Source organism: Rhodococcus sp. KBW08, assembly GCF_003852455.1.
GTDB classification, from domain to species: domain Bacteria; phylum Actinomycetota; class Actinomycetes; order Mycobacteriales; family Mycobacteriaceae; genus Rhodococcus_F; species Rhodococcus_F baikonurensis.
The window spans coordinates 60856-86412 of the sequence record NZ_QAJJ01000013.1; the positions used below are offsets into that span (position 1 = coordinate 60856).

The window sequence follows — 25557 nt, forward strand, 5'->3', positions numbered from 1 at the left end:
GGCCAGATCGTGGCCCGTCTTCACCGCGGTGCACTGAAAGCCCTTTTTACTGTCGCGGACGGACTCTCCGCTGTATCTTCTACAGGTTCTGGATGCTTGGCAATGAAGCTGCGATCCGCCGATCAGCGACGAATAGTCCCGGCCGACTCACCGTCCTATGCACGTATAGCTGAGATCGGAGGTTCGACGATTCCGCCCCGCGCTGCTCGGCCCTGACGAACTGCCAACGAAAATGAGCGGATGGATCGAAAGAGAGTTTCCGTCAGTCCTTTTCGGCAAACCATGTGCTGAGCACCATTGTCGTCACCACTCAAATCCAGGCCACGCTTGCACGGAATCCGAGGACGCGCGTCAGAATGCCGTGATACGCGGGCACCGCGAGCGTAAATGTGTTGGCGGACATCGAAGCCACCAACGCATGAACCGTAAATGTCCGAATATTTCGATTCCACCGCTGGATCGGAGGCGTTTCGTTGTCGGTCTCGTGTGACTCTGCCACCTGTTCGTTGGCACCGCGCGCCTCCACGCGCCCCACGCTCGGCGCTGTCTGTCGCCCATTTCACCCTTCGGGCCCCTCGAAGGGCTGCTCAATGTGCCCGATTACAGCATTGAATTGAACCAGACGTAACACCCAATCAAACCAATGCCCGCATACCAAGCCTCGGAAGTAGGAGATGAAAATGTCGAAACAGCTCTACGCCGATATGGTAGTCGGGGCGATGATGTTCGTTGCGGGTGTGTTGACGGAATTTGCCCTGAACGCATGGACGGTCGCGTCGGGGGATCTTCGCTATCTGCGCGGGTTTCATTGCTTGGATTTATGTTCGGGGCGATGTCGAGAGAAACCGATTGCAGTGGTGAATTCAGGTTGTCGAGGGAGCAGCGAAAGACCGTGAAGAGACTAAGGGCTGTGATCAGCTCGGGCGGCGATCATGCCCGAGCAAAGAAAGATGAATCGGACACCGCGGTTCAGTGAGAACTTCGGGCCCATCGAAGGGTGACGACGGTCCATGGTACTTCCCGAAATCTCTTATATCATCCCGGGAGATCCAACTCCACTCGAGATGAAGGAATGGCCATGTCCCGCAGCAAGAGTTCGGATAACCTCAGATCCACCGCGCCGCAGCGGTGAAGGGCACCAGCAATCCCGGCTGGATCGCCTGTACCATCTTCGAAAAAAATCGGCCTCGCGGTGGTAGTCAGCTTTCTCACCATGGGTAGCATCCGAGCGACCTTCGCGGGTGCGGGTTTGATTGTGGCGGCGGGTTTCACTTCGTGCAGCGTTCACGCTCCGTTGATAGGCTGCCAAGCCACGGGCTGTGAATACCGCACACAGTCCATAGTTTTCGCTGCCTTTTTCGCCTTACTAGAGATACGGAAGCTGCTGATCCCCGCTGGCGGATCAGGCCAGCGGGCGCTTGGTATGTCGCCTGTATAACAGCCACGCCCAGGGGCCTGCCAGTGGAAGTATGAGGATGACGATCAGCCACTCCGCGCGATGTGTGAAAGTGAGCCGATTTGCCCCAGCACATGTTACGAGGGCCGTGAGAAATGCGGCTGCGTAGAGAACCAGCAGTGCCGCGAGCGCCCACACTGCAACTCCGTTCAGCATTTTGTCTCCTTAGATGGCATGTGAGTTCGGCAACTTTTTGGTGGAAATCAGCCTGATTCGGCGCAGCTTCGCAAGATCTGCTGCCGATTGAATCAGAGCTTGCAGTCGTTGCGTCCGGCCCAAATTGGACTGTCGACTATCTTCCGAACCTTCGGCGATCCGCCGATGGAAGATATATTGAGCATCAACCAATTCCAGATTCTCACGGCTACCTCTCACATAGTGGTTCCCTGTCCAGGGTAACCGACCGAAAGGACTCTTTCGGTCGGTGGGCGGTATCTGGTCGAGGGCATTCCGATACGCGCCGCGTTGCGTGCAGAGCGCAGTCTCTGCGTTCACAGATCCTGGTATCTGGTCAGGCGGGACGGATTCGTGGACAGAAGCTGGTCGCCGCCACAGAGACAAGGTGGCCGCGCCGATGACGATCGCGAGTGTCACCAGTGCGGCGCCAGTCCCGAGCGGGGCGCGGTAGCTCAGTCCCATTCCCGATTGCCAGCCCGCCGAGCGCCGGTCCCCGTGCAGCACCGACGTTGAACGCGATCGTCGCGAACGATCCACCCAAAGTCGGCGCACCGTCGGCGGCGTAGAGGAGCACCTGGGAGATCAAGTCGGGCCGTCCCCGAAGCAACAGTGCGCCCTGCACGAACAGCATCACCAATGTCACTGAGGGGTGGGATGCTGTGAGAGCGAAGGCAGTGCTGCGGATCCCACAGCGAGCAGTTGGAACGGCCGGGTGCCGGCGAGCCCGCCTCTGACGCTGACACCGATGAAGGATCCCAGCCCGAACAGACCCAGCAGCAACGGAATCCAACGGGAGTCGAAACCGGAAACGTCGGTGAGACTGACCAATTCTCACTGAGGGACTGCGCTTCCCGACCAATCTTGCGCCTAGGGAGATCGCCGCGGAGGCGGTGATCGAGTGGTAAGGCGCCGAAGGTCTTTACGAATGCCCGCGCTACCTGGACCGCGAGGATGTCGAAGGAGACGCGTACTGGCACATCCAGTCCGTGTTTTGAGGAGCCATACCTGGTCGAGGACATTCGGATACGCACCATGGTGCTCGAGATCAGTACTGCCGCGAAGTACAACGATCTGAAGGCGCCCGCTGACGAGCTCTTGGACACTCGCAACCTGTCAGCAGAAGGGCAGGGCGTCCTGAAGAAAACACCGCAGTGAGCTGCGGCGGGGCGCGCGAGGGAATCCGCTGGGCACCATCCGATCTCAGCCCAAGCCGCAAGAAACTCCCTCCCGCTGGGTGACTTTAAGCCAAGGCCTCGTCTAACGATCGACATTCGAATCGCGCTGCGTAACCGAGGACGACCAAGTGAAAATCGGGATCGAAGGCGTCTCGGTGTTCACGATCGTCGGCGTCGACGAGGACGCTCACTCCGCAGTCATCGGATCTAGCGTGGACGCCCCAGTGAGTATCCATTTCCGGTGAAGCTGGCCACTCTCGTGCCGGCAGCCTGACAGCACCGCTGGATCCAAGTCGGAGAAGGACGTCGATCGCGGGATTCGGTGGACGCGCGCGCGTCTGGGTTACGAGTGTCGCGGACCTGCACGGTGCGCTGAACGCTTCGATCGACGATCCGGACTCCTGATGTACTTCTATGTCGGAGTGGCATGCCGTTGCATCTTCATGATGATCGGCTCCGCATCCTTCGTGTTCGGGTTCGCATACGAGCCTTGATGTCCCGATCGGTGAGGAGAAGTCACGTGAGGTGGTTTCTTGATCGAAAGCCTTCGTCAGTGGCTGGGTTCGACCGTTCGGGTGGTGTTCGGTTCGGTTAGATCCTGATCGGTCTTGATCAGTTGCGTGGTCAGTGCATCGGTGATGGATTGAAGTCGGACGGCGAAGTCGATGGGGTCGGTGCCGACGGGGAACCGATCGAGGATGGCCCGGTAAGTCTGTACCGATGCGGGGGCGACGGGTCTGTCGGTGCGGGCAAGGGTGTGCGCTGCAACTACGGCGAGCAAGGACAGGTTGTTGTCGAGAGCCGTGCCCGCTTCTTGAGCCTTCCTCCAAGCGAGAAGATCGGGGGTACCGGTGTCGGTTTGACCCGCCCCCCCGATTCCGATCAAAGACGGTGTCGCTGCTGCACGGGATTCCTCGGCCCACCCTGCCGAGGTCATATAGAACAGGCCCACTTGCGATTCTGGTTCAGTTGCCGCTAGGCCCGTGGGGTCTTCGACGAGTCTGTTCACCTGAGCAGTCACAAGTTGGCTGATATCGGCCCAGGATCGTGCGAGTGAGTCCAGGGTTGGTGCGACCAGCGCGTTGTGGTAACCGCCATTCGACAAGATCGCCCCTAGCGGGGGTACCGTGCCGGGCCCTACGAAGACGGGGTTGTTTGATGACGCGGCGAGTGCGATCTCTGCGCATTCCTCCGCCGCTGCGAGTGTGCGCCGGCTCCAGCCGACTACCCGCGGCGCGCTACGGAAGGAGACGGGTGCCTGGTATGGCAACTCTTCAGAGTGCGCATCGTGTTCGACGAGACGGCGAAAATTGCTTAGCGTGGTCGCTTGATGCTCGTCGCGCCATAGGACCTCGAGCTCTTGCGCATAGTGCGCTGCTGGAGCACGAATGGCGAGTGCCGCCAGTGCCATTACCTGCTCGACTGCGATGATTCGTTGTTTGCTGTCGAGCACGGCATCAACGAGAGCAGCTGTAGCCACGGGGGAGCCGTTGATCAATGCCATTCCCTCGCCGAGTTGCAGGGTCCCGTTGAATTCGGCTCGAAGTAGATGACCGAGGGGGACGATGTCGCCCGGCTCGCCATTGCCTCTCGACGGAACTGGAGGTAGCTGAGGGTGTCTTAGAAGTCCGAGTAACCTCGTGGCGGTCTCCGAACGCAAACAAGCCGTGCCGTTCAGAACATCTGTGAGTCGAGCCAGGATGATTGCCCGTACTAGGTGATCCGGTAGAGCTGGCCCGCCGGTTGCGGGTGTTGAAGGCAGGCGGGTGGCGAATTCGGCCCTACTATCTTCGCCCAGTACAGATTTTGCCCCCACATGGTGTTTCGTCGTGATTCCGTATAGATGCTTGTCTGAATGAGCATCGACATAGCGCAGGAACTGCGCGCGGCGTTCATCGATACGGACGATCGCGGCGGGGCTTAACTCGCAGTCTTCGCCGCCGCGAGTAACTCGTTCGAGTGTGTCCAGAGTGAGATCTGTCGCGGTGTCGACAATGACGGTCATGAATAGTTTCCTTTGTGTGAGCTGATTCGCCACGCGTGCGTTCGATCGTGCATGCCGAGTTTGCCGTCAGGGAGCGAGGGGAGAACGGGCTTGATTTCGGTCGACGGACTGGATGCGGTCGGAGGGAGCTTCGCCGGCAGCTTGGGCCAACGTCAGCTTGGCGGTTTCAGGTGCCCACGCGATGCTGATCAGTAGACCAAGGCTGGCGATCGCCGCGGCGACCAAGGTGACCCCGTGTGCGCCGTAGTGAGCGATACCCACGGGAAGAAGCAAGGTTCCGACGGCCGCTCCAATGCGGCTGAAGGAAACACAGATCCCGGTGGCTGTGGCGCGCACGTTGGTGGGGAACAATTCGCTTGGGTAGACGGTGTCCAGTGCAGACATCGCCGAGGAAACGAGTGCGAAGATCGCGAACAACGAGATGACGTATGCAGCGGGCGCGTTCTGCCACAGGCCGATTGCGAGTGTGGATCCGGCGAGCAGTGTGAACGAGATCAATGTGTAGGGCCGTCGGCCGATTCGGCCGATGGTCAAGACTCCGATGACGCCTCCGACGAGGAGGAACAGGTTGACACTGGTGGTTTGCCAGAATCCCGATGCGATGTTGAACGAGTCGAGGATCGTCGGGAGGAAAGTGAACACGGCAAAGTACGGAACGACCTGGCAGAACCAGAACAGGCAGCAGAATGCCAGCCGCTTGCGATGTTGAGGTGCGAAAACGTCTGCCCAGGAGCTGTTCGACTCGCGGTCGTCCTCGTCGGCAAGATCTGCCAATGTTGCAGTGGGAGAAACGTGTTCACGCAAAATGGCGAGTGCCTCGTCGGGGCGCCCGTTTTGTGCGAGCCAGCGTGGCGATTCCGGAGTTTTTCGTCGAAGGACGATCAGTACGAGTGCGGGGATCGCGCTGGTTGCGAGGATCCATCGCCACGAGTCGTCGCCGGCGAGGTTGGCGATGCCGGTCCCCACCATGATGGCGGCGACGTAGCCGACGGTCCACATCGCGGGCCCCATGGCGAGCAGCGTCGCTCGTTGTTTCTTGGGAGCGAACTCAGCGACCAGCGTTGTCGCGATTGTGTAGTCCGCACCGACCGCGATGCCGAGCAATATTCGCAGTATCAACAACGTGATGGCGCCGGTGACGGCCAACTGGGCGACAGAGAGAATGACGAACAAAGCGAGATCGATGACGAACATTCGTCGCCGACCGATCAGGTCCGTTAGCCGCCCGAAGATCAGGCTGCCGAGGAAGACACCGATCAACGCCGATGCCCCGAGAAGCCCGCTCATCAACGGTGTGATCTCGTGCATCTTTGCGAACAGTGGTAACGCGGGCACGATGATTCCGAGGATGTAGCCGTCGACTAGGTGCCCCCCGTTTCCGTACAGCGTTGTCTTGAGGTGGAATCGCGATAATTTCGCGTCGTCCAATACGTTTGTCGACACTAAGTTCTCCTTGCGATGCAGACCGAATGGGTTGATCTCGACATTTCGTGAGACCCCAAACCGGCTGGGTACGACTTCTGGTGAAAGTCTGTAGGTGTGTGAATTGGATCGATCGAGTTCTCGATCGACCCGCTGCTCAGGCGACACGGTAGTTTTGATGCTGAGTGTGCCGCGCTGTGACCTCGAACACTAGGCGTGTATGGCGGTCCGGTCTTCCATCGGTTTGCGGGAGATCTGGCGGATATTGCTCACGGTGTCGAAATGTAGTGTTCGGAGCGCTGAGACGGCGGATCAATCAGCCTTGAGTGCGGTTATGAGAGCGACCAGTCGAAGAGCGGAGTCGAGTCCGTACCGCCGGTCGCCGTCTGTCCAATCCCCACCCAGTAGCTCTCTCACTCGGTCGAGTCGGTAATAGAGCGTTGTGCGGTGAACTGCCAAATATGATGCGGCACGGCGTGTGTCACCTCCGAAACGAAAGTACGCATCCAGACTTTCCCGCAGCAACGACACGTTGTCGTCAAGGAGGCATGAGGCGCCGGGGAAGAAACTGTTCACCGTTTGGGGTGTCCAGGACAGGCCGTAGAACGCTATATCGGTGCCGAGTTCACTCCATGCAAGTTCTTCGACGCGGCGTGCATGCGCGATTGTGGCAGCGAATGTGGAATGGGCACTGGAGTTGCGCAGTCCGCGCAGAGAAGACGCGGGAGTTCCCACGCCTGTTCCTCTGAGTACCCATCCACGCCTCTGTGCTGCCTTGAACAGGGCCCGACGGAACGGCTGCAATCGCGCGCTGGTGACTTCGGTGCTGACGATCAAGTGCACGAGATCGGAATCGACCCCGATGAGCGACCGCCCTGTGGGGCGGGCGTAGATCACTTCCTGCAGTGCGTCGCGAATCCTCGGCCGGGTAAGCGAATCGACTGCGTGACTCCCGGAGGCGATGCGTGTGGTGATCACGGTCAGATTTGTCTCGAAATCGAGTAGCGGTTGAGTTCGAACGAGCTCGTCATGTTCGCCGATTGCGAGAGGGTCGTCGAACAACCGCTGAACGAGCGTTGTTTCACTGTCGAGCTCGGTGAGGGTCGATTGGGCTCGTCCGTGCAGGATTTCGGCGAAGGTCTGCGCCGCGGTCACCGCCGAGCCAAGTTCGCTTTCAGTCAGCGGCGGACTGTCTATCAACCACAGGTACCCCTGCAGCTGTTGCTGATACCGCAACGGGATGCACACCCGAGGGAGTGACTTGAGCTCGGCTTGGGGCGGATAACGCACCGGCCCCGACGCGTGAGCGATGTCGAGAGAGAATGCGTACTCGTACACCTCTGGCGAGGAGTGCCGCTGGAGAATCGACCGAATTCGTACGTCGTCGATGTCGCCGTGTTGCTCAGTCACCGCTATCGGGAAGAGTCCAGGGTCGTCAATCTCGATCGACCGGTTCAGTTCATCGGCCAAAGCGTCTGCGTACCGTTGGATGTCGTTGCTCATGCAGTACCTGTCAAACTAGATGCGAGCGGCGGACGCGCATTTCAGGTCTCAAAGAACCAGCTTACGTCGTGTGGTCTCGGACGGCCTTGGCGGTCGAGGACATCGCCTGCGACCTGTGTTCCTGCATGCCGATCCTCGTCCGGGAGCTGCGGAACCTGAATCGACACGAGCGTCGGCAAGCTGTGGCTTAACGGAGCAGACCCCTCTGTATGGTTGCACCGAGGATGGCACGGGCAGGTTCATATGGCCGCACAGTCGGAGGTGTCTCGCGGCATTGGATGCTTCACCGATGCTCGTCTTCGACTGCGGTTGTGACAGCAAAGCCAGCTATCCACTCGGGGACTGGCTCGTAGAACCTGGAGAGGGTCCGATACTTGCCGGTGGCGGCAAGTGAGGCGTAGGCGGCGATCCACGTACGCACCTCATGCGCCGATCCTCCGCCCTCGGTTCCCATCCACTGCACGGTCCAGTCGTCGATGGCGGCCAAATCGGCATTCTCGAACGTATCGAGTACGTGGTTGTCCCACGTGGGATTGATCGGGATCATCGTGGCGATACCGGCTGCGTAATCGCGGCCGGCTTGCAGTACCCGCTCTTCACCTTTGGCGCGTTGTTCCGGGGTGGGCGCGTGGCCCTCGATGAGGGCGTCAGCTACGCGGGGAGGTGCGCCATCCAGGGTTGGCACCGGGGGGTCATGGGAGAGGCCGCCGGATGCGATGAACAACACCCTTTTATCCAGTGCGGCAATTGATTCGCCGATTGCTGTGCCGAAGGACCGGATGCGATGCAAGGGGCCAAGCGGAGTTGCGACACCGTTGATGAAGATCGGTACGACAGGTACCCGATCGATTCCGCCGAACAATACTTCCAAAGGCTGCACGAAGCCGTGGTCGACGATCATTCGGGCGGACACGGTCAGATCGATTCCGCGGTCGAGCGTGCTTTGGGCGAGGGATCTCGCAGCAGCGCTATCGACTGACAGGGGGCCTGCCTGCGACCCGAAATCGCCGATCGCGTGTGCTTCGGTCGCCAGGCAGAATGGGGGCATCTCTTTGTAGAAGAAACCGTTGTAGTGATCTGGTGCATACAGCACGACTAGTTCGGGATCGAACTTGCGGACGAACGCACGAGCGTTCTTCACGGCAGCGTCGATGCGTGCAAGTTTATCGGGATCGGGGTCGTTCTTGCCGATGAGCGGTGAATGCGATAGTCCGACTAGAGCGGTGGTCATAGGTTAAATCCTCACTGCGGCTGAATGTTTGGGTTGATGACGAGTTTTCCGGTCAAGGAACCGTCGATCATGATCTGAAGTCCCTTGTGGATCTCCTCCAACGGCAACGTGCGGTCGATGACGGGGCGAACACCGGTGGCATCCATCATTTTGAGCATGGCGACAAGTTCACTTCGAGTACAGCCGGTCGAGCCCAGGACTCGCTGCTGCAGATAGAAGATCCGATTAAGATCCGCAGGCGGGTTCGCCCCGCTGGTCGCCCCGGCGACGACGATCGTCCCACCAGGCCGTAGACATTTCATCGAGTGAGCCCAGGTGGCTTCACCTACGGTTTCGATGACCACATCTACTCGTTCAGGTAGACGTGCTCCGCTCTCGAATGCGCCTCGTGCGCCCCAGCTGATCGCCTCGCTACGCTTTTCTTCGCTGCGGCTGGTCGCATAGACGACGGCGCCTGCCGCAGCAGCCAATTTGATTGCTGCGGACGCGACTCCCCCTCCCGCGCCCTGAACGAGCACGCGGTCACCGGCAGTCAGCCGAGCCTGGGTGAAGAGCATTCGGTACGCCGTTGTCCAAGCAACCGGTAGGCACGCAGCTTCGTCGAACGAGAGCCATGCCGGCTTTGGCACCAGGTTACGAGTGGGGACCGTGATGTATTCCGCGAAGGCGCCGTCGTGCTGCTCGGACAACAGCGCTCTGTTGGGGTCCAGGGTTTCATCACCCATCCCAGCATCGGCGTTGGCGATGACGGGATAGATCAGTACCTCGTTTCCGTCCTCGTCCGTTCCGGCGGCGTCGCAACCGAGAGTGATCGGGAGCCGCTCGGGCGGGTGCCCGACCCCACGAAGAGTCCACACGTCGTGCATGTTCAGCGATGATGATACGACGCGGACGACGGACCATCCAGGCTTCGGTTCGGGTTTGGGAATGTCCTTGAGAACTAATCCCGACAAGGGGTCGAATGCATTCTGGGAGACTGCGATTGCTGCGAGCATGTGAGCAACTTTGCCGACGTAGAGGCTGCGAGGACAGTGGTCGTTACCCACAGCGGAACGATCGGTGGAGCAACGATCGTCCGGCGGGTTGTGTGTAGCCCATGACCTCCACCATTCCACCCGCCGCCGAGACCGGGGCTTGCGGCGGAGCTTGCGAACTGCCCCATGGCGCCGCCACTGCTGCCCCTCGCGGGGCCTTGCATCGGCCGGCGTCGATGACGCGCAACATCGATGTATCCGGACTCGTAGATTCCGAGGGTGGTTTGCTCGACCGAGCGATCTTCACCGACGAGAATCTCTATCAGCAGGAGATGCGTCGGTTGTTCGCGCCGAGCTGGCTCTTCCTTGCGCACACCGACCAATTTCACAAACCAGGCGACTTCTTCACCACGTACATGGGTGAGGACCCCATCATCGTGACCCTGGACAAGAAGAAGCAGATCCGCGCGTTCTTGAACTCGTGTCGACATCGCGGGGCGCGGGTGTGCCGAGCAGACTTCGGCGCGACGCGAAACTTCACCTGCACGTATCACGGCTGGGCGTACGACCTCGAAGGGAAACTGATCAGCGTCCCGAATAAGGACGGTTATCCCGAATCGTTCGACGTCAAGGACTGGGGTCTGGTGGAAGTGCCACACGTCGAGGTCTACCACGGTTTGATTTTCGGGACGTGGAACCCGACGCCGGTGCCGTTACGTGAGTCACTCGGAGACATGGCCTGGTACATGGACGCCATGCTCGATCACGACGACGAAGGAACCGTTGTCGTTGGCGGAGTTCACAAGTGGGTGCTCGACGGTAACTGGAAACTTTCCGCGGAGCAATTCGCCACAGACTGGTACCACGTGAACATGAGTCATGCCTCGGCCCTGACGGTACTCGCGCCCTCAGGTAGGGCTCCCAAGGACGAAATCGTTCACCGAACCGGCCGACAGTACATCGATCCCAACGGGCACGGCGCAGGCTTTCCAGTCCATCCGAAGAACAGATTCGACGCCCGCACCGTCCATGACTGGACCGACTACTCCGCGCTACGGCAGCGTCTCGGTGATGCAGCGGTCGAAGGACCGTTGACCAACGGTCATGCGACAGTGTTCCCCAATTTTTCCTACCTACCGGTAAACGGATCGATCCGCATCTGGCACCCCAAGGGGCCGGACAAGATGGAGGTCTGGGCGTGGACCATCGTCGACAAATCCATGCCCCAAGAGGTCCGAGAAGCCCAACGACTGTACAACCTTCGAACCTTCGGCCCCAGCGGCATCTTCGAGCAGGACGACGGTGAGAACTGGAGCGAGGTGCAGGCCATCTCCCGCGGATTCATCACAAACGGCGTGGCACTGAACTACCAAATGGGCATCGGATCCGAACGAGAAGACGGCCGTCACCCGGGCACAACAAGTGAGCTGTACAGCGACGCTGCGGGACGTTCTTTCTACGCGCGCTGGCGAACCCTTATGAATACACCGGCGTGGCACGAGGAGCGATCATGACTACCGGAATCGGTATCCGCGTTGCAGCAGTAGACGATATCCCCGAGGGTGAAGGAATCGCCATCGACAAAGCGATCACGGGAACCGCCGACAACATCGCCTTGTTGCGCGATGATGACGGAAGTGTGTGGGCTCTCGATGACACCTGCACCCACGCCGATGCCTCGCTCGCCGAGGGATGGGTCGAAGGCGGCCAGGTCGAATGCCCACTGCACTCAAGCAGATTCTGCCTCAAAACCGGAGCCGTGGACGGACTTCCCGCCACCAAAGACGCCTGTCCGCATCGCATCGAGGTCCGAGACGGCGAAATCTTCTTGTTTCCGAACGAGGCACCCTGATGCCCAAGCGACACGATCGCGTCGTCGTTGTCGGTGGTGGCATCGCAGGTGTTTCCACCGTCTCGGCGCTTCGCGCCGGCGGATACGACGGCAACCTCACTCTCCTCGACGCAGGGACCTTTCCTTACGACAGGCCGCCTTTGTCGAAGGAGTTTCTCGAAGGAAGCAAGAACCTCGACCAAATTGCATTGCAACCACCCGGATGGTATGACGACCAGTCGATCGACCTGCGCACCGAAACTCACGTGACTGCCGTGCTCCCGACGGACGGGGCTGTAGAGCTTCAAGACGGTTCACTGCTGCACGCAGACCGGGTCGTCCTCGCAACCGGTGGCCGCGCAGCACGACCACCGATTCCCGGCAGCGACGATGACCGCGTCCATGTCGTCCGAACAGCCGCGGATGCCGATCGGCTTCGCGTACAACTCAAAAACGGTGCCCGCGTCCTGATCGTCGGGGCGGGATTGATCGGAGCGGAAGTCGCTTCCACCGCAATCGGTTTCGGTTGTTCCGTCAGCATCGTCGATCCAGTTGCAGTTCCACTCGCTGGGGCGCTTGGCCACGAGACAGCGCATTGGCTGCACAGCATTCACAAACAACGGGGGATCGACACAGTCACCGCAGGAGTCGAATCGATCAAGTCCGCTGCCACCGGCCTCGAGGTTCACCTCAACGATGGAAGCGGTTCCCTCATTGTCGATGTCGTCGTGCTTGGAGTGGGCATGATTCCGGAGACAGGTTTGGCCGAACAAGCCGGCCTGCACGTCGATCGGGGCATCGTCGTCGATCCAGGACAGGTGACCTCGAACCCCGCGGTATTGGCGGTCGGGGATCCCACACGCATCCGCACCGCCGGCGCATTGGCGGGCAGAACCGAACACTGGGATGCTGCCGAGCAGAGCGGGCGCCGAGCCGCCGCCACAATACTGGGGGTGACCCCGCCGCCGTCCGTCGCGCCGTGGTTCTGGACCGATCGGCACGGTCTGCATATCGAAGCAGTCGGCTCGATGAGCGGCGCGGAGCAGGTCATCCGCCGGGGGGAACGCAGCCCGAGTGGCTTCTCGGTGTTCGGTATGACCGGGAAGCACGTGGTCGGCGCCGTCGCCGTCAACGATGCCGCAACGGTACGGGCAGCACGCCGCATGATCGACCGTGCCATCACCGTGGACCCGGCGCATCTCGCAGACCCCTCTGCCGACCTCCGCAAACTACTGCGGGGTTGACGGCACCGCACCTCGTGGCACCGTATTGGAAGGAATACATTTCCGTGACAACACCTCTGGACTATCCTGCCGAGGCCACACTCGCGCGTCAGCATGCTGACCGCGACGTGCATTTTGAAGTAGAGCAGTTCTACTACTACGAAGCCGAACTGCTCGACGCCGGCCGATACACTGACTGGCTCGACCTGTTGGCAGACGACCTCGATTACTGGATGCCCACCCGGACCAATCGCCTCCGGCGCCAACAAGCGTTGTCCGTTGCCGCCCGCGGCGAAGCGGCGTTCTACGACGAGACCAAAGAATCACTTGCCTGGCGTATTCGCCGATTCGATTCAGGAATGGCGTGGGCAGAGGATCCCCCTTCACGTACTCGCCATCTGGTCACCAACGTCACCGTCCATCATGTAGATCCCGACGAGCATCCCGGTTTCACAAACGCCGACTTGATGGTGCGATCGGCATTCCTCGTCTACCGCAACCGGCTCGAACGAGAAGAAAACATCTTTGCCGGCGGACGCACAGACATCCTCCGACGCACTGCTTCCGGGCACCTTCAGGTGTCTCGGCGCACCATTCTGCTCGATCAGAACATTCTGCAGTCGAAGAATATCTCGACCTTCTTCTGACCTCGCCCAACCGATGGGAGTAAACGTGACCACAACGATTTCGACCGGCCTCGACATCCACCGCCATGTCGTTTCGACGACGCTCGGCGACATTGCGGTGTCCGAGATCGCAGGCGACGGACCGGTATTGGTGATGTTGCACGGCGGTGGACCCGGAGCTTCCGGAGAAAGTAACTACCACCAAAACCTCGCTGCGCTCGCGCAGCACTTCCGAATCCTGCTTCCCGATCAACCCGGCTTCGGCGGCAGTTATCGGCCCACCGAGTCCGACCTCGAGGCCCGATCGATCACAGAGATCGCTGTCGATGCCGTGTTCCAAGCCCTCGATCATTTCAGCATCGACGATTTTCATCTTCTCGGTAATAGCCTGGGCGGTGCGACCGCGATTGCCATGGCCCAGAGCCAGCCAGAGCGGATCACAGGGCTGGTGCTCATGGCTCCCGGTGGAGGATGGTTGCCGTTCGGCCCGACCCCCACCGAGGGACAAAAGGAGATGTTCCGGTACTTCAACGGAGCGGGTCCCACCGAGAAGAAGATGAATGCGTTCATCAGAACGATGGTTTTCGATCACAAGCAATTCGGCGCCGATGTTGTCCGGGCACGCTACGAGGCCTCCCTCGACGAAAGCCATATCGCGTTCTACCACCTCTACAATGCCGCGTTCGCCAAACGTCACGGTATGGATCCCTTGTGGAAGAATCTTCACAAGATCAAAGCACCTACCCTGCTGTTGTGGGGGCGAGACGATCGCACCATCACACTCGACGGCGCCCAGATCATGCTCAAACAGATTCCGGATGTGCAACTACACGTCTTCGGTCAATGTGGTCACTGGGTACAACTGGAGAAGCGCACCGAGTTCGAGGAACTGGTATCGATGTTCCTCGGCGATCACGCATGACCGGCTGGCTCGACGGATACGTGGCACTGATCACCGGTGGAGGAACCGGCATCGGCCGCGCCGTAGCCGAGCGCTACCTTTCCGAAGGTGCATCGGTTGCGATAGTCGGCCGCAACCTCCACCAACTCGAGAAAGTGGTTGCGGAGTCCTCGGCCCCCGCACGAATGGTCGCCCTCACTGCCGACGTACGCTCATCCGAGCAATTACACGACGCCGTGAACAACACCGTCGCACACTTCGGGAAACTCGACACCCTGGTCACCAATGCCGGGTTGTGGGATTACCAGCGGCAGTTGACCCGTCTTACCGCCCAAGAACTTTCGGACACCTTCGACGAGCTGTTCGCGGTCAACGTCAAAGGATATCTTCTCGCCGCAGAAGCGGCGTGGCCTGAACTAGTCAAGAGCCGCGGCAGCATCATCATGACGCTGTCCAACGCCTCCTTCTACGTCAACGGCGGCGGCCCCGTCTACACCGCCAGCAAACACGCGTGTCTCGGACTGATGCGCGAACTCGCCTACGAACTTGCACCCAAAGTGCGCGTCAATGGCGTCGCCTGCGGCGGCATGAACACCGACCTGCGCGGCCCGGAGTCACTGTCGATGAAGGAACGCTCCATTTCGGCATCGTTCGCCAAACGCGGGCCTGATACACCCCCACCGCCACTTCCCTTGCGCGATTCGAGCACCGAGCCGAAGGATTTCACCGGACCGTATGTCCTACTCGCATCGAAAGAACAGAGCGGACCGATCACGGGAGAAGCGATCTCCATCGACGGTGGCATGGGCGTGCGCGGTTTCAGCTCCGACGCCGGCGGCAACCATCTCTGACCTGAGGAACACCACATGACTCTCGGACTCCCGACGACAACCAGGCCCGCTGTGGACATCAATCCTGCCACTGCAGTCCGGCAGAACGCGTGCCACGCACCGCAGACCACCGTGATCGACTACCCCGGCTACTCGCTCACCTATGCCGAACTCGAAGACCGCACAGCACGATTGGCCACCGGCCTTACTTCAGACGGTGTCATAGCGGGTGACCGCGTGGCCTACATCGGACTCAACAGCCCAACCTTCCTGATTACCATGCTCGCCAGCTTCCGGATCGGGGCCATCTTCGTACCGGTCAATTTTCGGTTGGCAGGCCCCGAGCTCCAGACCGTTCTCGATCGCAGCGGCGCAATCGTACTGATCGGCGAGGAGAGCCACCGGCATACAATCGAGGCCGTTCGCGAGCGCACTGCGCTTAAACGGTGCGTACTCGTCGACGACGACCCCGAAGTTCCCGCCCCGACCGGCGCGGTCACAGGATGGGAGAAATTGAGCGATGTTCTCGCGTGTGCCACACCGCAAACCTTCGTCGTCCCTGCAACATTCGATGATCCTGCGATTCTGATGTACACCTCGGGAACCACGGGACTGCCGAAAGGAGTGACCCTCACCCACGGCAACATCTGGTGGAACTCGGTCAACGTCGACTCGCGGATCGACACTCGCCGCGGTGACGTCACCTACGCCTCGGCTCCGCTGTTCCACGTCGGTGCGCTCAACAGCTTCGTCCTGCGCACCGTGGTGCGCGGCGGCACCGTGCTCGTGCGGCGCTCGTTTGATCCGAGCGAATTTCTCGAAGATCTAGTCGAACACCGCGTGAACTCCGTATTTGCAGTTCCCGCAATGCTCTCCACGCTCAGTAGAGTCACCGGAGTCTTCGATACTGATCTGACACATTTGCGGTCCATTGTCGTCGCTGGTGCGCCAGTCCCGCCGTCGCTGATTCGCCGGTACGCTGAGCACGATATCTTGCTGCAGCAAGCGTGGGGTCTTACCGAGACCGCGCCGTTCGCCACACACCTTCCGGTCGAGCACACCATTACCAAAATTGGGTCTGCCGGAATTCCGATGCCATACAACGAAGTCCGGGTAGTCGATCCCGCGACCGGACAAGTGGCCGTAGCCGGAGTGGCAGGTGAGATCGTGGTCCGCGGACCCAACGTCACCCCGGGCTACTGGGAAAATCCAGAGGCCACCGATGCTGCATTCGATTCCGAGGGCTGGTTCCACTCCGGCGACATCGGATATCTCGACGACGACGGTTACCTGTACATCGTGGACAGGCTCAAGGATATGGTCATCAGTGGCGGAGAGAACATCTACCCTGCCGAGGTGGAACGAGTTCTGGCGAACATGCCGGGCATCAGCGATGTCGCCGTCGTGGGGACACCAGATGATAAATGGGGCGAAATTGTTGTAGCGGTCGTCTCCGCAGACGCCGGTGCAGACCCCTCGCTGGAGGACATCCGTGATTTCGCTGCTCGTGAGTTGGCCAGATACAAACTGCCCCAACGTCTGCGTATCGTTGAGCGCGTTCCGAGGAATGCATCTGGCAAGCTCGAGAAGTCGACGATTCGCGAGTTGGTCGGTGAAGGCGATCGAAATGCCCGATGAACCATTGGCCGAACATAGGCCCGGCAAGCCGTGGTCAACCATTATGGAGATACCGACCAATACACATGAGCCTCTGCTTCTCAATCACGTAGACGGTGTGTCCGTCGACCTCGAACGCTGCATTCGTGGTCGATTGCGGGAAAGCTACCCCGTCGGTGCCCGTGATGTGGAAGTGCGAATAGGAGTAACCGGCGACTTGAACGTCTTGACTGCGACGTTGAACGCTGCGGTGGCAGCGGTCAGTCACACAGATCCGCTATGTAAGAAAATCGTATTCTGTATTGACAAGGACGAGAATCGGCACGGAGCGCATCGCTTCGACGAGGTTCTCGAAGCCGCTCAGCGCGCGGGCTTTCGTTTCGTGGTCGATGTCGATTCCCTTGACGCCGAATTGAGTGTGTTGGTTCACGAGCCAGCCTGGGTGACCAAAGTGGACATCGACCTCGATCGCGTTCCGGGGACCTGATTTCAGGTCGGTCAGGCCGGCTTGTGAAGAATCATCTCGGGATCGACAGCGCATTGATCGTTGCGGAAGCAGCGCAGTGCTCGCGATGCATCGTTGGATACTCGTCGAAGAATTGGTTCCCATCGGCGAGTATTCAGCCGGTCCGACGCCCCGGAAATTGACAGAGCTGCCAAGACGCGAGATCGGTCTCCGAAGATGGGGACCGCGATGCAGCTCAAACCACGCTGTATTTCGCCGTTTTCGATCGCTACGCCGGTACGCCGGATGTTGATGAGTGCAGACCCCAATGTCGCGGTATCTGTAATCGTTTGCCTGGTGTAGGCCATCAACGAACTGTTGAGTACGAGTTCTGCCTCGACGGGTGAGTGCGCGAGCAAGACTTTTCCGGCTGCGGTGCAATGGGCAGGAATGCGTCCGCCGATACGTGATGGCGAGGACGGTTGACGATGTCCGTACAGCTTTGCGAGGTACACCACGTCAGGGCCTTGCAATGCGGTTAAATGTACCGTCTCCTGAGTCGCGACGTACAGTTCGGTCACGAAGGGGATGAGACGGTCGCGCAAGGTTTCGAAGTTCGACGAATACGCTGAACCACCCAAATCGTGCAGCCGACTACCGAGACGATAGTTCGTCCCGACTCGCTCCACGACGCGATTTCGCTCCAACAAGGCCAGTACTCGGTAAGCGGTGGACTTGTTCAACTGGGCTCGTCGAGCGAGTTCGCTCACGCCGACTCCGGTCGCAACATCACCACGGAACGATGCCAAAAGGCTGATGGCTTTGTCGATTGCTGCGCGGTCTGCGATTGCTGAAGTCATGGGGACACACCTCGGAAGATCTCGAAGGCGATGAGCCGAGCCCCGGACGTCATCGAATGAATGAAACTTGCGTGCGTAGAGAACCATGCCAAACCGCACCGTGAACGTCAAGAATGACGATTCGGTTACTGAAAGTGACGGGTAATGCGATGGAGAATCACAACCAGCTCGTAGCACGCAACGTGCGCCGCTATCGGCAGGAGAGAGCGCTGTCGCTTGGTGACCTGGCACGACGAGCGGGATTATCCAAACAGACAGTGTCGAAAATCGAACAGGGAACAGGAAATCCTACGGTCGATACGCTGACCCAACTCGGCGCAGCCATGAACATCTCCCCGCGGCGACTGCTTACTGAATGGGGATCACCCGTACTCGTCAACCGGCATTCCGATACTGTCGGATGGGAGTCAGAAAAACATTGGTCGACAAGGACTCTCGACGAGGTGTTCGGATCCGGTTCAGTTCGAACCTCGCTGCTGCGTTTGAAACGTGAAACCGAGTTCACCGTGAGAGAACCCCAGTCGCAGGGCACCTTGCATCACATGTATGCGATCGAAGGACTCGTGTCGGTCGGCCCTGTAGAGGATCCAGTCGAGATCGGTGTAGGCGATTTCGTTCGATTCCCAGGCGACGTCGTCCACCAGTATTTCGCTTTGAGCGCCCATGCGTTGATCCACGTGGTGACAACTGTGCCTCATGTGCGGCAATTCGACCCGATAATTCCCTGAACTCGATGCACCGCCTGACCTGAGGTTTTCGACAACAAAAGTAAGAGTAGTTGATCTTTTCCGAACATAGCTGGAAGACGCCCTACCTAGGGCGAAACTAGTGTTGTGCACATCACGAACACCGCGCGCCACTGCAGAGCCCCGCAGTTGTTCTCAGCAGTTCGTGATCGGTCATCGTCCCCGTGTCGAGAAGAAGGCCCGCTTGAATACCAGTCCCGTTAGTCTCTGAGTCTTTCCCCTAGTGTCAGGGGCAATCGATGTGAGTGAATGGTTCACCGATGGAAGCGCCGGCGATCGTGACACCGTGTTCGACGGTTCGACAGATGGCGTGACGATGAGGTTCGTTGTCTGGCTCATGGGCCATTTGGTGTTCGAATTTGGTGCAGGAACTTTGATCCTCACATCCCTGGAACCACGATATCTTTTGCCTCACTTGACTATCGGCACGGACCGACCTCATACACTCTAAAAGTGGAAGAGCCGGTCCGAGCAAGAAGTCTCGACCATCTTCAAGGAGTTCTTTGTGTCGACCGTGGTGATCGGCGGAGGCGTTATCGGATTGAACATCGCCTGGAGTCTGCGTCGGCGCGGCGAGGAGGTGTGCGTTCTCGAACATAGTGCCATCGGGCGGTCTGTGTCGGCGGTGAACGCAGGATGGATTACGCCATCACTGTCTACACCCCTGGCCTCACCTGGTGTATTCACTTTGGGTCTCAAACACGCATTCGACCGTGACGGAGCGCTGTCCATTCGCCCCAAGTTGGATACGGAGTGGATCAAGTGGCTTTGGAAATTCAGGCGGGCCGCACGACCCGATGTGTATGAGACCGGAGTTCGGGCTCTGTTCCATCTCAACGCCCAAACTCTGGACCTGTTCGACGAATTACACGACGACGGCGTCGATTTCGAGATGCACCAGGCTGGACTACTTGCACTGGCACAGACACCCGGTGGCCTCGGGTGGTTCACTCAGCTTTTCGACCAGCTTTTGCCGATGGGCTTCACCGGAAAAATTGACTACCTCACAGGTTCAGAAGCGCGAGAACTAGATCCCGCAGTCGGGACAAGCGTATCGAGCGCAGTCCTCACCTCGTTGGATCGTCATGTCAATCCAGAAAGTCTGCTGTGCGGCCTGCACAAACGAATAGATGAGATGGGCGTTTTAGTTCGCGAGAACACCAGTGCACAGAAGCTGACACGAAACGGAAGCAGTTGGAGCGTCGAAACAGCGGAGGGCAATCTCTCTGCCGACAACGTGGTGGTGGCATTGGGTGCGGCAACGAACACGGTCTTGCGTCCACTCGGGATCACACTTCCGATAGTCGGGGCAAAGGGATACTCCATCGACCTTGGAGGTGCTGGAGCTTTGCCTCAGCACTCCCTCTATCTCATGGAACCGAAACTAGGACTGAGTCCCTATCTCGACACCGTGCGAATCGCAGGTGCCTTCGAGTTGCCGGCCAATGACGAATCGATAACCAACCGACGCATCCGGAATCTGGTAGACCAAGCACGGCCATACCTCTCCGGATGGACACCTGACGCAGACTTGGACATATCCACTGGACGCGCAGGGTTGAGGCCCTCGACCCCGGATAGCCTGCCGTTCATCGGGCCCCTTCCCGGGCACAACAGCCTATTTGTCGCAGCAGGTCATGGCATGTTGGGCGTGACGCTGGCACCGGCAACGGCTGAAGGTATCGCGGAGCTCGTGACCTCCAACAGTTTGCCGAGTCATCTGTTGCCGTTCCAGCTCGCAGGGCGGATCTGATGACTGAGGACGTTAAATCTCCTCGGCGCCATAGTGCCGCGAAGCGAACGACATGCTCTATCTATCTGGCCATGTTGGTGTTGATTCATCTTGGGGGGTATTTGGATTCGCGTTCCAAGACGAGGCTCGGCAGGTGTTCCGCAATATCGCATCGACTCTGTCTGCTGCGGGTTGCACACTCAAGGACGCCGTCGTCGTTCGGACATATATATCGGACTTTCGGCGACTTCGAATCTTTCAACGACGTCTGGCGTGAGGTGTTCGGCACAAACCGCCGGCCCGTACTACCGTTCAGGCGGGCTTGTTTCCACCATTCAGAATTGAATGCGACGTGGTCGCCCAAGTGTCTTCTCGCTGATTTGGCAAGTTATCGACACCGTCTCTTTGGTTTGGTCGATTGCACGATCCAAATGGTGGTTGCTGGTGCGACGCGGCCTGACACTTCGTGCTGCGGCTCGACGATGCCTCGATGACCTTTACTGATGGCCGAACTTGCGCTGAGCTACGACCTGAATACTGCTGTCGTGCAGTAGGGTAGGACCCCGTTTGGTGAGCCACTCGCTATCCGAGGAATGCGTGTGAATGCAGCTGGCTGCGTACTCATTCGGAGTTGGGTACGCCAGCGATGACCGGAGGTGTCGGTTGTTGTGGTCCTCCTTTCAGTCCTCGATGACCCCGAGCCTCTGTCCGAAGTGGAAACCTGGCATTGGGAATACCTATGTTGTGTGGGGGTTAGGGCAGCCCGAGTGCCGCAAGCCAGTGAAACATGGCAACTCGACGAGGTTTTCATCAAAGTTAACGGCAAACTGCATTGCTTATGGCGGGCGGTCGACCAGGACAGCAACGGCTCGAGGTGCTGGCCCAGTCCCGCCGAAATGCGGTGGCGGCCAAACGGTTCTTCCGCCGGCTGCTCAAAAGGCTGGCGTATGTGCCGCGGGTGATCGTTACCGACAAGCTCGCCAGCTGCCGGGTGGCACACCGCGAGATGCTGGCCTCGGTCGAGCATCACCAATCCAAGTACTTGAACAATTGAGCCGAGAACTGGCATCAACCCATCAGGCAGCGAGAACGGGCTATGAACGGTTCACATCACCTGAGCACGCCCAACGATTCTTGTCCACCTTCTCGGGGTCTGGCAGCAGGTCACCGCTGCCTGAAAGCGAACTGCCGGGCGTGTCCCGTAGCAGCATGCCCCAAACTAGCTGCGACGCTGAACTTTGCGACTAACGTGACAGTGCCGGCAGGTGCGGGCAGTGTTGTTCGGTCGCTCCCACCGCGAAGATGACGTTGCGGATCCCGTCGTTCATCCCCTCCTGCGGGACTGTCTCTAAATCGGTGTTTCGGCCCGACTAGCTGAGTGAATGCTCGGCGAGGAGGTGCCGAGATGACGACACTGGAAGATGTGACGAAGAAGAGGGCCGAGCCCTCCGCGGAAGCTGCGGCGGCTGCGGAACTGGTCAGATTGGCGAAGGAGCAGGGTCTGTCGCTGACCGGCCCAGACGGTTTGCTCAAGCAGTTCACCAAAACCGTTCTGGAAACCGCACTGAACGAGGAGATGACCGAGCACCTCGGACACGACAAGAACCAAGCCCCGCCCGATCGGGAATCGACGAACATCCGCAACGGGACTCGGTCGAAAACGGTGTTGACCGAGGCGACCGGTCATGTTCCGATCGACGTCCCTCGCGATCGGGAAGGGTCGTTCGAGCCGCAGATCGTCAAGAAACGCCAACGACGATTGAACGGGGTCGATGAGATCGTGTTGTCGTTGTATGCCAAAGGGTTAACGACTGGTGAGATCAGTTCGCATTTCGCTGAAATCTACGGCGCCTCGGTCTCGAAGGAAACCATCTCGAGGATCACCGACAAAGTACTCGAGGAAATGCAGGACTGGTCTGCCCGGCCGCTCGACGAGGTGTACGCGGCAATTTTCATCGACGCGATCGTCGTTAAGGTCAGGGACGGGCAGGTCGCGAATCGGCCAATTTACGCCGCAATCGGCGTCAGTCTCGACGGTCACCGCGACGTGCTCGGTTTGTGGGCCGGCACCGGCGGTGAGGGCGCCAAATTCTGGATGTCCGTGCTGACGGATATCCGAAATCGGGGCACCCGGGACGTGTTCTTCCTGGTCTGCGACGGATTGAAAGGCCTGCCGGAGGTCGTCGAGAATGTGTGGCCGGCGACCACGGTCCAAACGTGTGTAATCCATTTGATCCGCAATACGTTTCGGTTGTCGTCCCGTCAGCATTGGGATGCGCTCAAACACGATCTCAAGCCGATCTACACTGCCCCGACCGAGGCCGCCGCGAGTGCAGCGTTCGATGATCTCGCTGATCGTTGGGGCAAGCAGTATCCGGCGATCACCCGATTGTGGAACAACGCCTGGCAGGAGTTCATCCCGTTCCTCGATTACGACACCGAGATACGGCGAGTGCTGTTCTCCACCAACGCGATTGAGTCCTTGAATGCCCGATACCGGCGTGCTGTCAAGGCTCGTGGGCATTTTCCCACCGAAGCTGCCGCACTGAAATGCCTCTATCTGGTGACGCGTTCACTGGACCCGACAGGCAAGGGCCAGGCACGATGGATAACGAGGTGGAAGCCTGCTCTGAACGCGTTTGCGATCACGTTCGCCGATCGTTGGCCTGGATCGGAAACTTACTGATGGAAATCCGCCGAAACACCGTTAGCGAGATAGACCCTCAGCTCACACCGACGCTGACAGCTGGGGGAGTCCGCTTCGCGTTATTGATGGGAGCGCCGCACCCTCATCGGCTCGTCGCGAAGATCGCGCCCCGATCCGAAACGGTCGTGAGAGGGGCTGGGTGAACTCGGAGCGGCGGTACGTCGATTCATTCTCGATGAGTACCCGGGGTGATTGAATGCTCACTCCGGGCCAGCCGGAGTGGCCGGGGGTTACTCCGTTGACTTGAGGAGATCTGCCATCCCCCCCGACCGGGTCGGCCCCCAATACGCCGGAACGGTTATGTCGCGGCCGAAGATTGTGCTGTGCGCGCAGCAACGGATAGCGCTTTCATTCCGTGAACGATTGCTCCTCCGGAACGCATTGCAGCGGCGATGTAGGTGACTTCCGCTATCTCTTCCGTCGATGCTCCGAGGGATACCGCATCTTCGGTGTGAAAACGGATGCATGATTCACACTGGGTGGTGAGGGCGACGGCGATGGCGATCAATTCGCGGTATTTTCGGGGGATTTCTCCTGGCCCTGTGAACACTGCTGTGTTGAACGCGGCGAGTGTCGCACCCATCTCGCCTGCAAGTTCGGGGCCGAGAGGGGGATGCTGATGGTTGTGCGGCATGGATTCCTTCCAAGTAAAGGGCGGATTCGGGCCTAAGCCGTGCATGATCTGTTAAGCGCAGATCCGCTGGCATCGGCTACGTGTGCAACCTATTTGCCCGTTCGTGCTGATAGTTGTTCATGACGGAGTTGCGGTGACGGTGGCGGGACAGGCCTTCCGGTGACCTCGACAGAACCACCGTCGGGTGTACGGCGGATGGGCAATGTTCAGCCCGCGCACCGGCTGCGTTTTACGTACCCCGGATTCTGTTGGTTCGTCGGTTTCGCGGCCTGGGCCCGCATGCATAAGAGTGCGCGATCGGCGAAGGGTATGCGGCCGTGTAGAGGCGAACGGCTTCAGGGGAGAGCTCTATGTCGTTGCGGATGAGCAGTTCCCAGACTTCTCGATTGAAGCGGGGACGCGAGATGCCGAATCGGATGAACACATCCTCATCTGACGGCCCGCCATACGGGGCCCACTGCCGAGCGAATTCGATGGCCTGGACAATCTCTGGACTGATCGATTGACTGGTGGGCCGGTTGGGTAAGGGTGTGATCTGGGTGTGGGCCATTGACGTTCCTGGGGACTGCGATGGGAAGGGTTAGTTTCTCTCGGCTGTGGGGAGTGTGGATTTTCTGACCTGTTGGACCAGCGTGGTCAGAGCTTGTTGGGGGAGGACTCCCGGTTGGGAGAACACGAGTTCACCGTGGCGGAAGACCATCGTGGTGGGAATCGAGGAAATGCCGACGGTTGCAGCGAGCATTTCCTGCTCTTCCGTGTTGACCTTTCCAAAAACTACGTCATCGTATTGCTGGGCAACGGATTCGAAGATCGGTCCGAATGCTCGGCACGGACCACACCATGGTGCCCAGAAGTCCACGACGACGATATCGTTGTCTGCAATTGTGGTGTCGAAGGTGTCCTGGGTTAATTCCTGAGTGGGCAATGAAATTCCTTTCCGGGGCGAGTGCTCTGGACTCTTCGGGCGCGTTGTGCGCTCGTCTCGGGTGATGCAGGTGTTCCCGTATCTTCCAAATCATCGAGGAGTGAGAGCGCTTACTGTCGAACAGCTTTCGCTTAATTCATTCTGTTCAGGAGAACGGTTCCAGGCAAGAGCGTCTTCTGCAGGGACATGTGCGCCATCGCAGATTAGCCCGGGCGCCGAAGAAAAGGTTATGGGTGCCCGACCAGCGCGAGGGAAACCAGGTGGTGTGTGAACTTCCGCATCTGTTGCGTTTCGAATCGCACGTGCCTGTGTCGTCCTTCGGTGATGATGCTGATCACTCCTTCCTGAGCGAGTATCCGAATGTGGTACGAGACTGTGGATGCGGTGACGTCGGCCTGTTCTACGAGTCGAGTGCACGGTATTTCTCGGGCGGCGCCGATTATCGCCAGTAGCCGCAACCGAACCGGATCGGCAAGAACACGCGCCGTATCCGTAACGGGTTGAAGGGTGTCGTCGGTGTTGTGAGTTGTCAATTGT

Annotated in this window: 24 protein-coding genes and 1 pseudogene; 13 read left to right on the forward strand and 12 right to left on the reverse strand. The window is 59.3% G+C overall.

The genetic code is table 11. The features are described 5' to 3' along the window. Positions 1-1402 precede the first annotated feature (1402 nt). The 8 genes from DBV08_RS17980 to DBV08_RS18015 all read right to left on the reverse strand — a co-directional run bounded on the left by DBV08_RS17980 (position 1403) and on the right by DBV08_RS18015 (position 9964). Complete coding sequence (locus DBV08_RS17980) at positions 1403-1612, reverse strand: hypothetical protein (protein WP_124568312.1); 210 nt, start codon at positions 1610-1612, stop codon at positions 1403-1405. Between the two features lie 355 nt (positions 1613-1967). Next, positions 1968-2276: a hypothetical protein gene (locus DBV08_RS17985; protein WP_148090787.1), complete on the reverse strand. Its 309-nt coding sequence runs from the start codon at positions 2274-2276 to the stop codon at positions 1968-1970. Beyond that, positions 2273-2461, reverse strand: a complete 189-nt coding sequence (locus DBV08_RS17990) for a hypothetical protein (protein ID WP_124568314.1) — start codon at positions 2459-2461, stop codon at positions 2273-2275. Before DBV08_RS17990 ends, DBV08_RS17985 begins: the two co-directional genes overlap by 4 nt. Positions 2462-3358: 897 nt before the next feature. Continuing rightward, positions 3359-4813 (reverse strand): aromatic amino acid lyase, encoded by a 1455-nt coding sequence (locus tag DBV08_RS17995; protein WP_124568315.1) that lies wholly within the window; start codon positions 4811-4813, stop codon positions 3359-3361. Between the two features lie 66 nt (positions 4814-4879). Further along, on the reverse strand, positions 4880-6256 hold the full coding sequence (locus DBV08_RS18000; RefSeq protein WP_185564694.1) for an MFS transporter: 1377 nt from the start codon (positions 6254-6256) through the stop codon (positions 4880-4882). 291 nt (positions 6257-6547) lie between these two features. Next, positions 6548-7738 carry a CdaR family transcriptional regulator gene (locus tag DBV08_RS18005; RefSeq protein ID WP_124568316.1) on the reverse strand — a complete coding sequence of 397 codons (1191 nt, stop codon included), beginning with the start codon at positions 7736-7738 and terminating at the stop codon, positions 6548-6550. Between the two features lie 283 nt (positions 7739-8021). Next, positions 8022-8969 (reverse strand): 3-carboxyethylcatechol 2,3-dioxygenase, encoded by a 948-nt coding sequence (locus DBV08_RS18010; RefSeq protein WP_124568317.1) that lies wholly within the window; start codon positions 8967-8969, stop codon positions 8022-8024. Positions 8970-8980: 11 nt separating this feature from the next. Continuing rightward, positions 8981-9964: a zinc-binding dehydrogenase gene (locus tag DBV08_RS18015; protein WP_124568318.1), complete on the reverse strand. Its 984-nt coding sequence runs from the start codon at positions 9962-9964 to the stop codon at positions 8981-8983. 320 nt (positions 9965-10284) lie between these two features. Here DBV08_RS18015 and DBV08_RS18020 point away from each other — a divergent pair, with 320 nt between their 5' ends. Genes DBV08_RS18020 through DBV08_RS18055 form a run of 8 tightly spaced genes read left to right on the forward strand, consistent with a single transcriptional unit; the run spans position 10285 to position 17458 of the window. After that, positions 10285-11457, forward strand: a complete 1173-nt coding sequence (locus tag DBV08_RS18020; RefSeq protein WP_311715740.1) for an SRPBCC family protein — start codon at positions 10285-10287, stop codon at positions 11455-11457. After that, positions 11454-11795: a non-heme iron oxygenase ferredoxin subunit gene (locus DBV08_RS18025; RefSeq protein WP_124568319.1), complete on the forward strand. Its 342-nt coding sequence runs from the start codon at positions 11454-11456 to the stop codon at positions 11793-11795. Before DBV08_RS18020 ends, DBV08_RS18025 begins: the two co-directional genes overlap by 4 nt. Beyond that, positions 11795-13018, forward strand: a complete 1224-nt coding sequence (locus DBV08_RS18030; protein WP_124568320.1) for an NAD(P)/FAD-dependent oxidoreductase — start codon at positions 11795-11797, stop codon at positions 13016-13018. The genes DBV08_RS18025 and DBV08_RS18030 overlap by 1 nt, the downstream gene beginning before the upstream one ends. A 44-nt stretch (positions 13019-13062) precedes the next feature. Continuing rightward, entirely contained in the window at positions 13063-13644 is a 582-nt protein-coding gene (locus DBV08_RS18035) for a 3-phenylpropionate/cinnamic acid dioxygenase subunit beta (RefSeq protein WP_397487576.1), read from the forward strand. Positions 13645-13657: 13 nt separating this feature from the next. Beyond that, the gene (locus tag DBV08_RS18040) at positions 13658-14545 is read left to right on the forward strand and encodes an alpha/beta fold hydrolase (protein WP_124568321.1); all 888 of its coding nucleotides are present in this window, start codon (positions 13658-13660) and stop codon (positions 14543-14545) included. After that, a complete protein-coding gene (locus DBV08_RS18045) occupies positions 14542-15375 on the forward strand; it encodes an SDR family NAD(P)-dependent oxidoreductase (protein WP_124568322.1) in 834 nt (277 codons plus the stop codon). Before DBV08_RS18040 ends, DBV08_RS18045 begins: the two co-directional genes overlap by 4 nt. A gap of 15 nt (positions 15376-15390) precedes the next feature. After that, a complete protein-coding gene (locus DBV08_RS18050) occupies positions 15391-16992 on the forward strand; it encodes a long-chain fatty acid--CoA ligase (RefSeq protein WP_124568323.1) in 1602 nt (533 codons plus the stop codon). After that, positions 16982-17458: a hypothetical protein gene (locus tag DBV08_RS18055; RefSeq protein ID WP_124568324.1), complete on the forward strand. Its 477-nt coding sequence runs from the start codon at positions 16982-16984 to the stop codon at positions 17456-17458. Before DBV08_RS18050 ends, DBV08_RS18055 begins: the two co-directional genes overlap by 11 nt. An 11-nt stretch (positions 17459-17469) precedes the next feature. Here DBV08_RS18055 and DBV08_RS18060 read toward each other — a convergent pair whose 3' ends face one another. Continuing rightward, positions 17470-18276, reverse strand: a complete 807-nt coding sequence (locus tag DBV08_RS18060) for an IclR family transcriptional regulator (protein WP_124568325.1) — start codon at positions 18274-18276, stop codon at positions 17470-17472. Between the two features lie 149 nt (positions 18277-18425). Between DBV08_RS18060 and DBV08_RS18065 the strand changes: the two genes are divergently transcribed. From DBV08_RS18065 to DBV08_RS18085, 5 genes and pseudogenes are all read left to right on the forward strand, one after another. Further along, complete coding sequence (locus DBV08_RS18065) at positions 18426-19004, forward strand: helix-turn-helix transcriptional regulator (RefSeq protein WP_124568326.1); 579 nt, start codon at positions 18426-18428, stop codon at positions 19002-19004. Positions 19005-19527: 523 nt separating this feature from the next. Beyond that, positions 19528-20775: an FAD-binding oxidoreductase gene (locus DBV08_RS18070; RefSeq protein ID WP_185564696.1), complete on the forward strand. Its 1248-nt coding sequence runs from the start codon at positions 19528-19530 to the stop codon at positions 20773-20775. Between the two features lie 52 nt (positions 20776-20827). After that, positions 20828-21031: a RidA family protein gene (locus tag DBV08_RS33300; protein ID WP_124568328.1), complete on the forward strand. Its 204-nt coding sequence runs from the start codon at positions 20828-20830 to the stop codon at positions 21029-21031. A gap of 511 nt (positions 21032-21542) precedes the next feature. After that, positions 21543-21906, forward strand: a pseudogene (locus DBV08_RS18080) (transposase); the annotation flags it as partial. A 253-nt stretch (positions 21907-22159) separates the two neighbouring features. Then, the gene (locus DBV08_RS18085; protein ID WP_124568329.1) at positions 22160-23440 is read left to right on the forward strand and encodes an IS256 family transposase; all 1281 of its coding nucleotides are present in this window, start codon (positions 22160-22162) and stop codon (positions 23438-23440) included. Between the two features lie 319 nt (positions 23441-23759). Here the strand turns inward: DBV08_RS18085 and DBV08_RS18090 are convergent, their stop codons facing one another. The 3 genes from DBV08_RS18090 to DBV08_RS18100 all read right to left on the reverse strand — a co-directional run bounded on the left by DBV08_RS18090 (position 23760) and on the right by DBV08_RS18100 (position 25553). Further along, the gene (locus DBV08_RS18090; RefSeq protein WP_260395634.1) at positions 23760-24095 is read right to left on the reverse strand and encodes a carboxymuconolactone decarboxylase family protein; all 336 of its coding nucleotides are present in this window, start codon (positions 24093-24095) and stop codon (positions 23760-23762) included. 580 nt (positions 24096-24675) lie between these two features. Further along, positions 24676-25020 carry a thioredoxin gene (gene trxA / locus DBV08_RS18095; protein ID WP_124568330.1) on the reverse strand — a complete coding sequence of 115 codons (345 nt, stop codon included), beginning with the start codon at positions 25018-25020 and terminating at the stop codon, positions 24676-24678. Positions 25021-25247: 227 nt separating this feature from the next. Continuing rightward, positions 25248-25553, reverse strand: coding sequence for a helix-turn-helix transcriptional regulator (locus DBV08_RS18100; protein ID WP_260395635.1), 306 nt, complete (start codon positions 25551-25553; stop codon positions 25248-25250). Between the last annotated feature and the right edge of the window lie 4 nt (positions 25554-25557).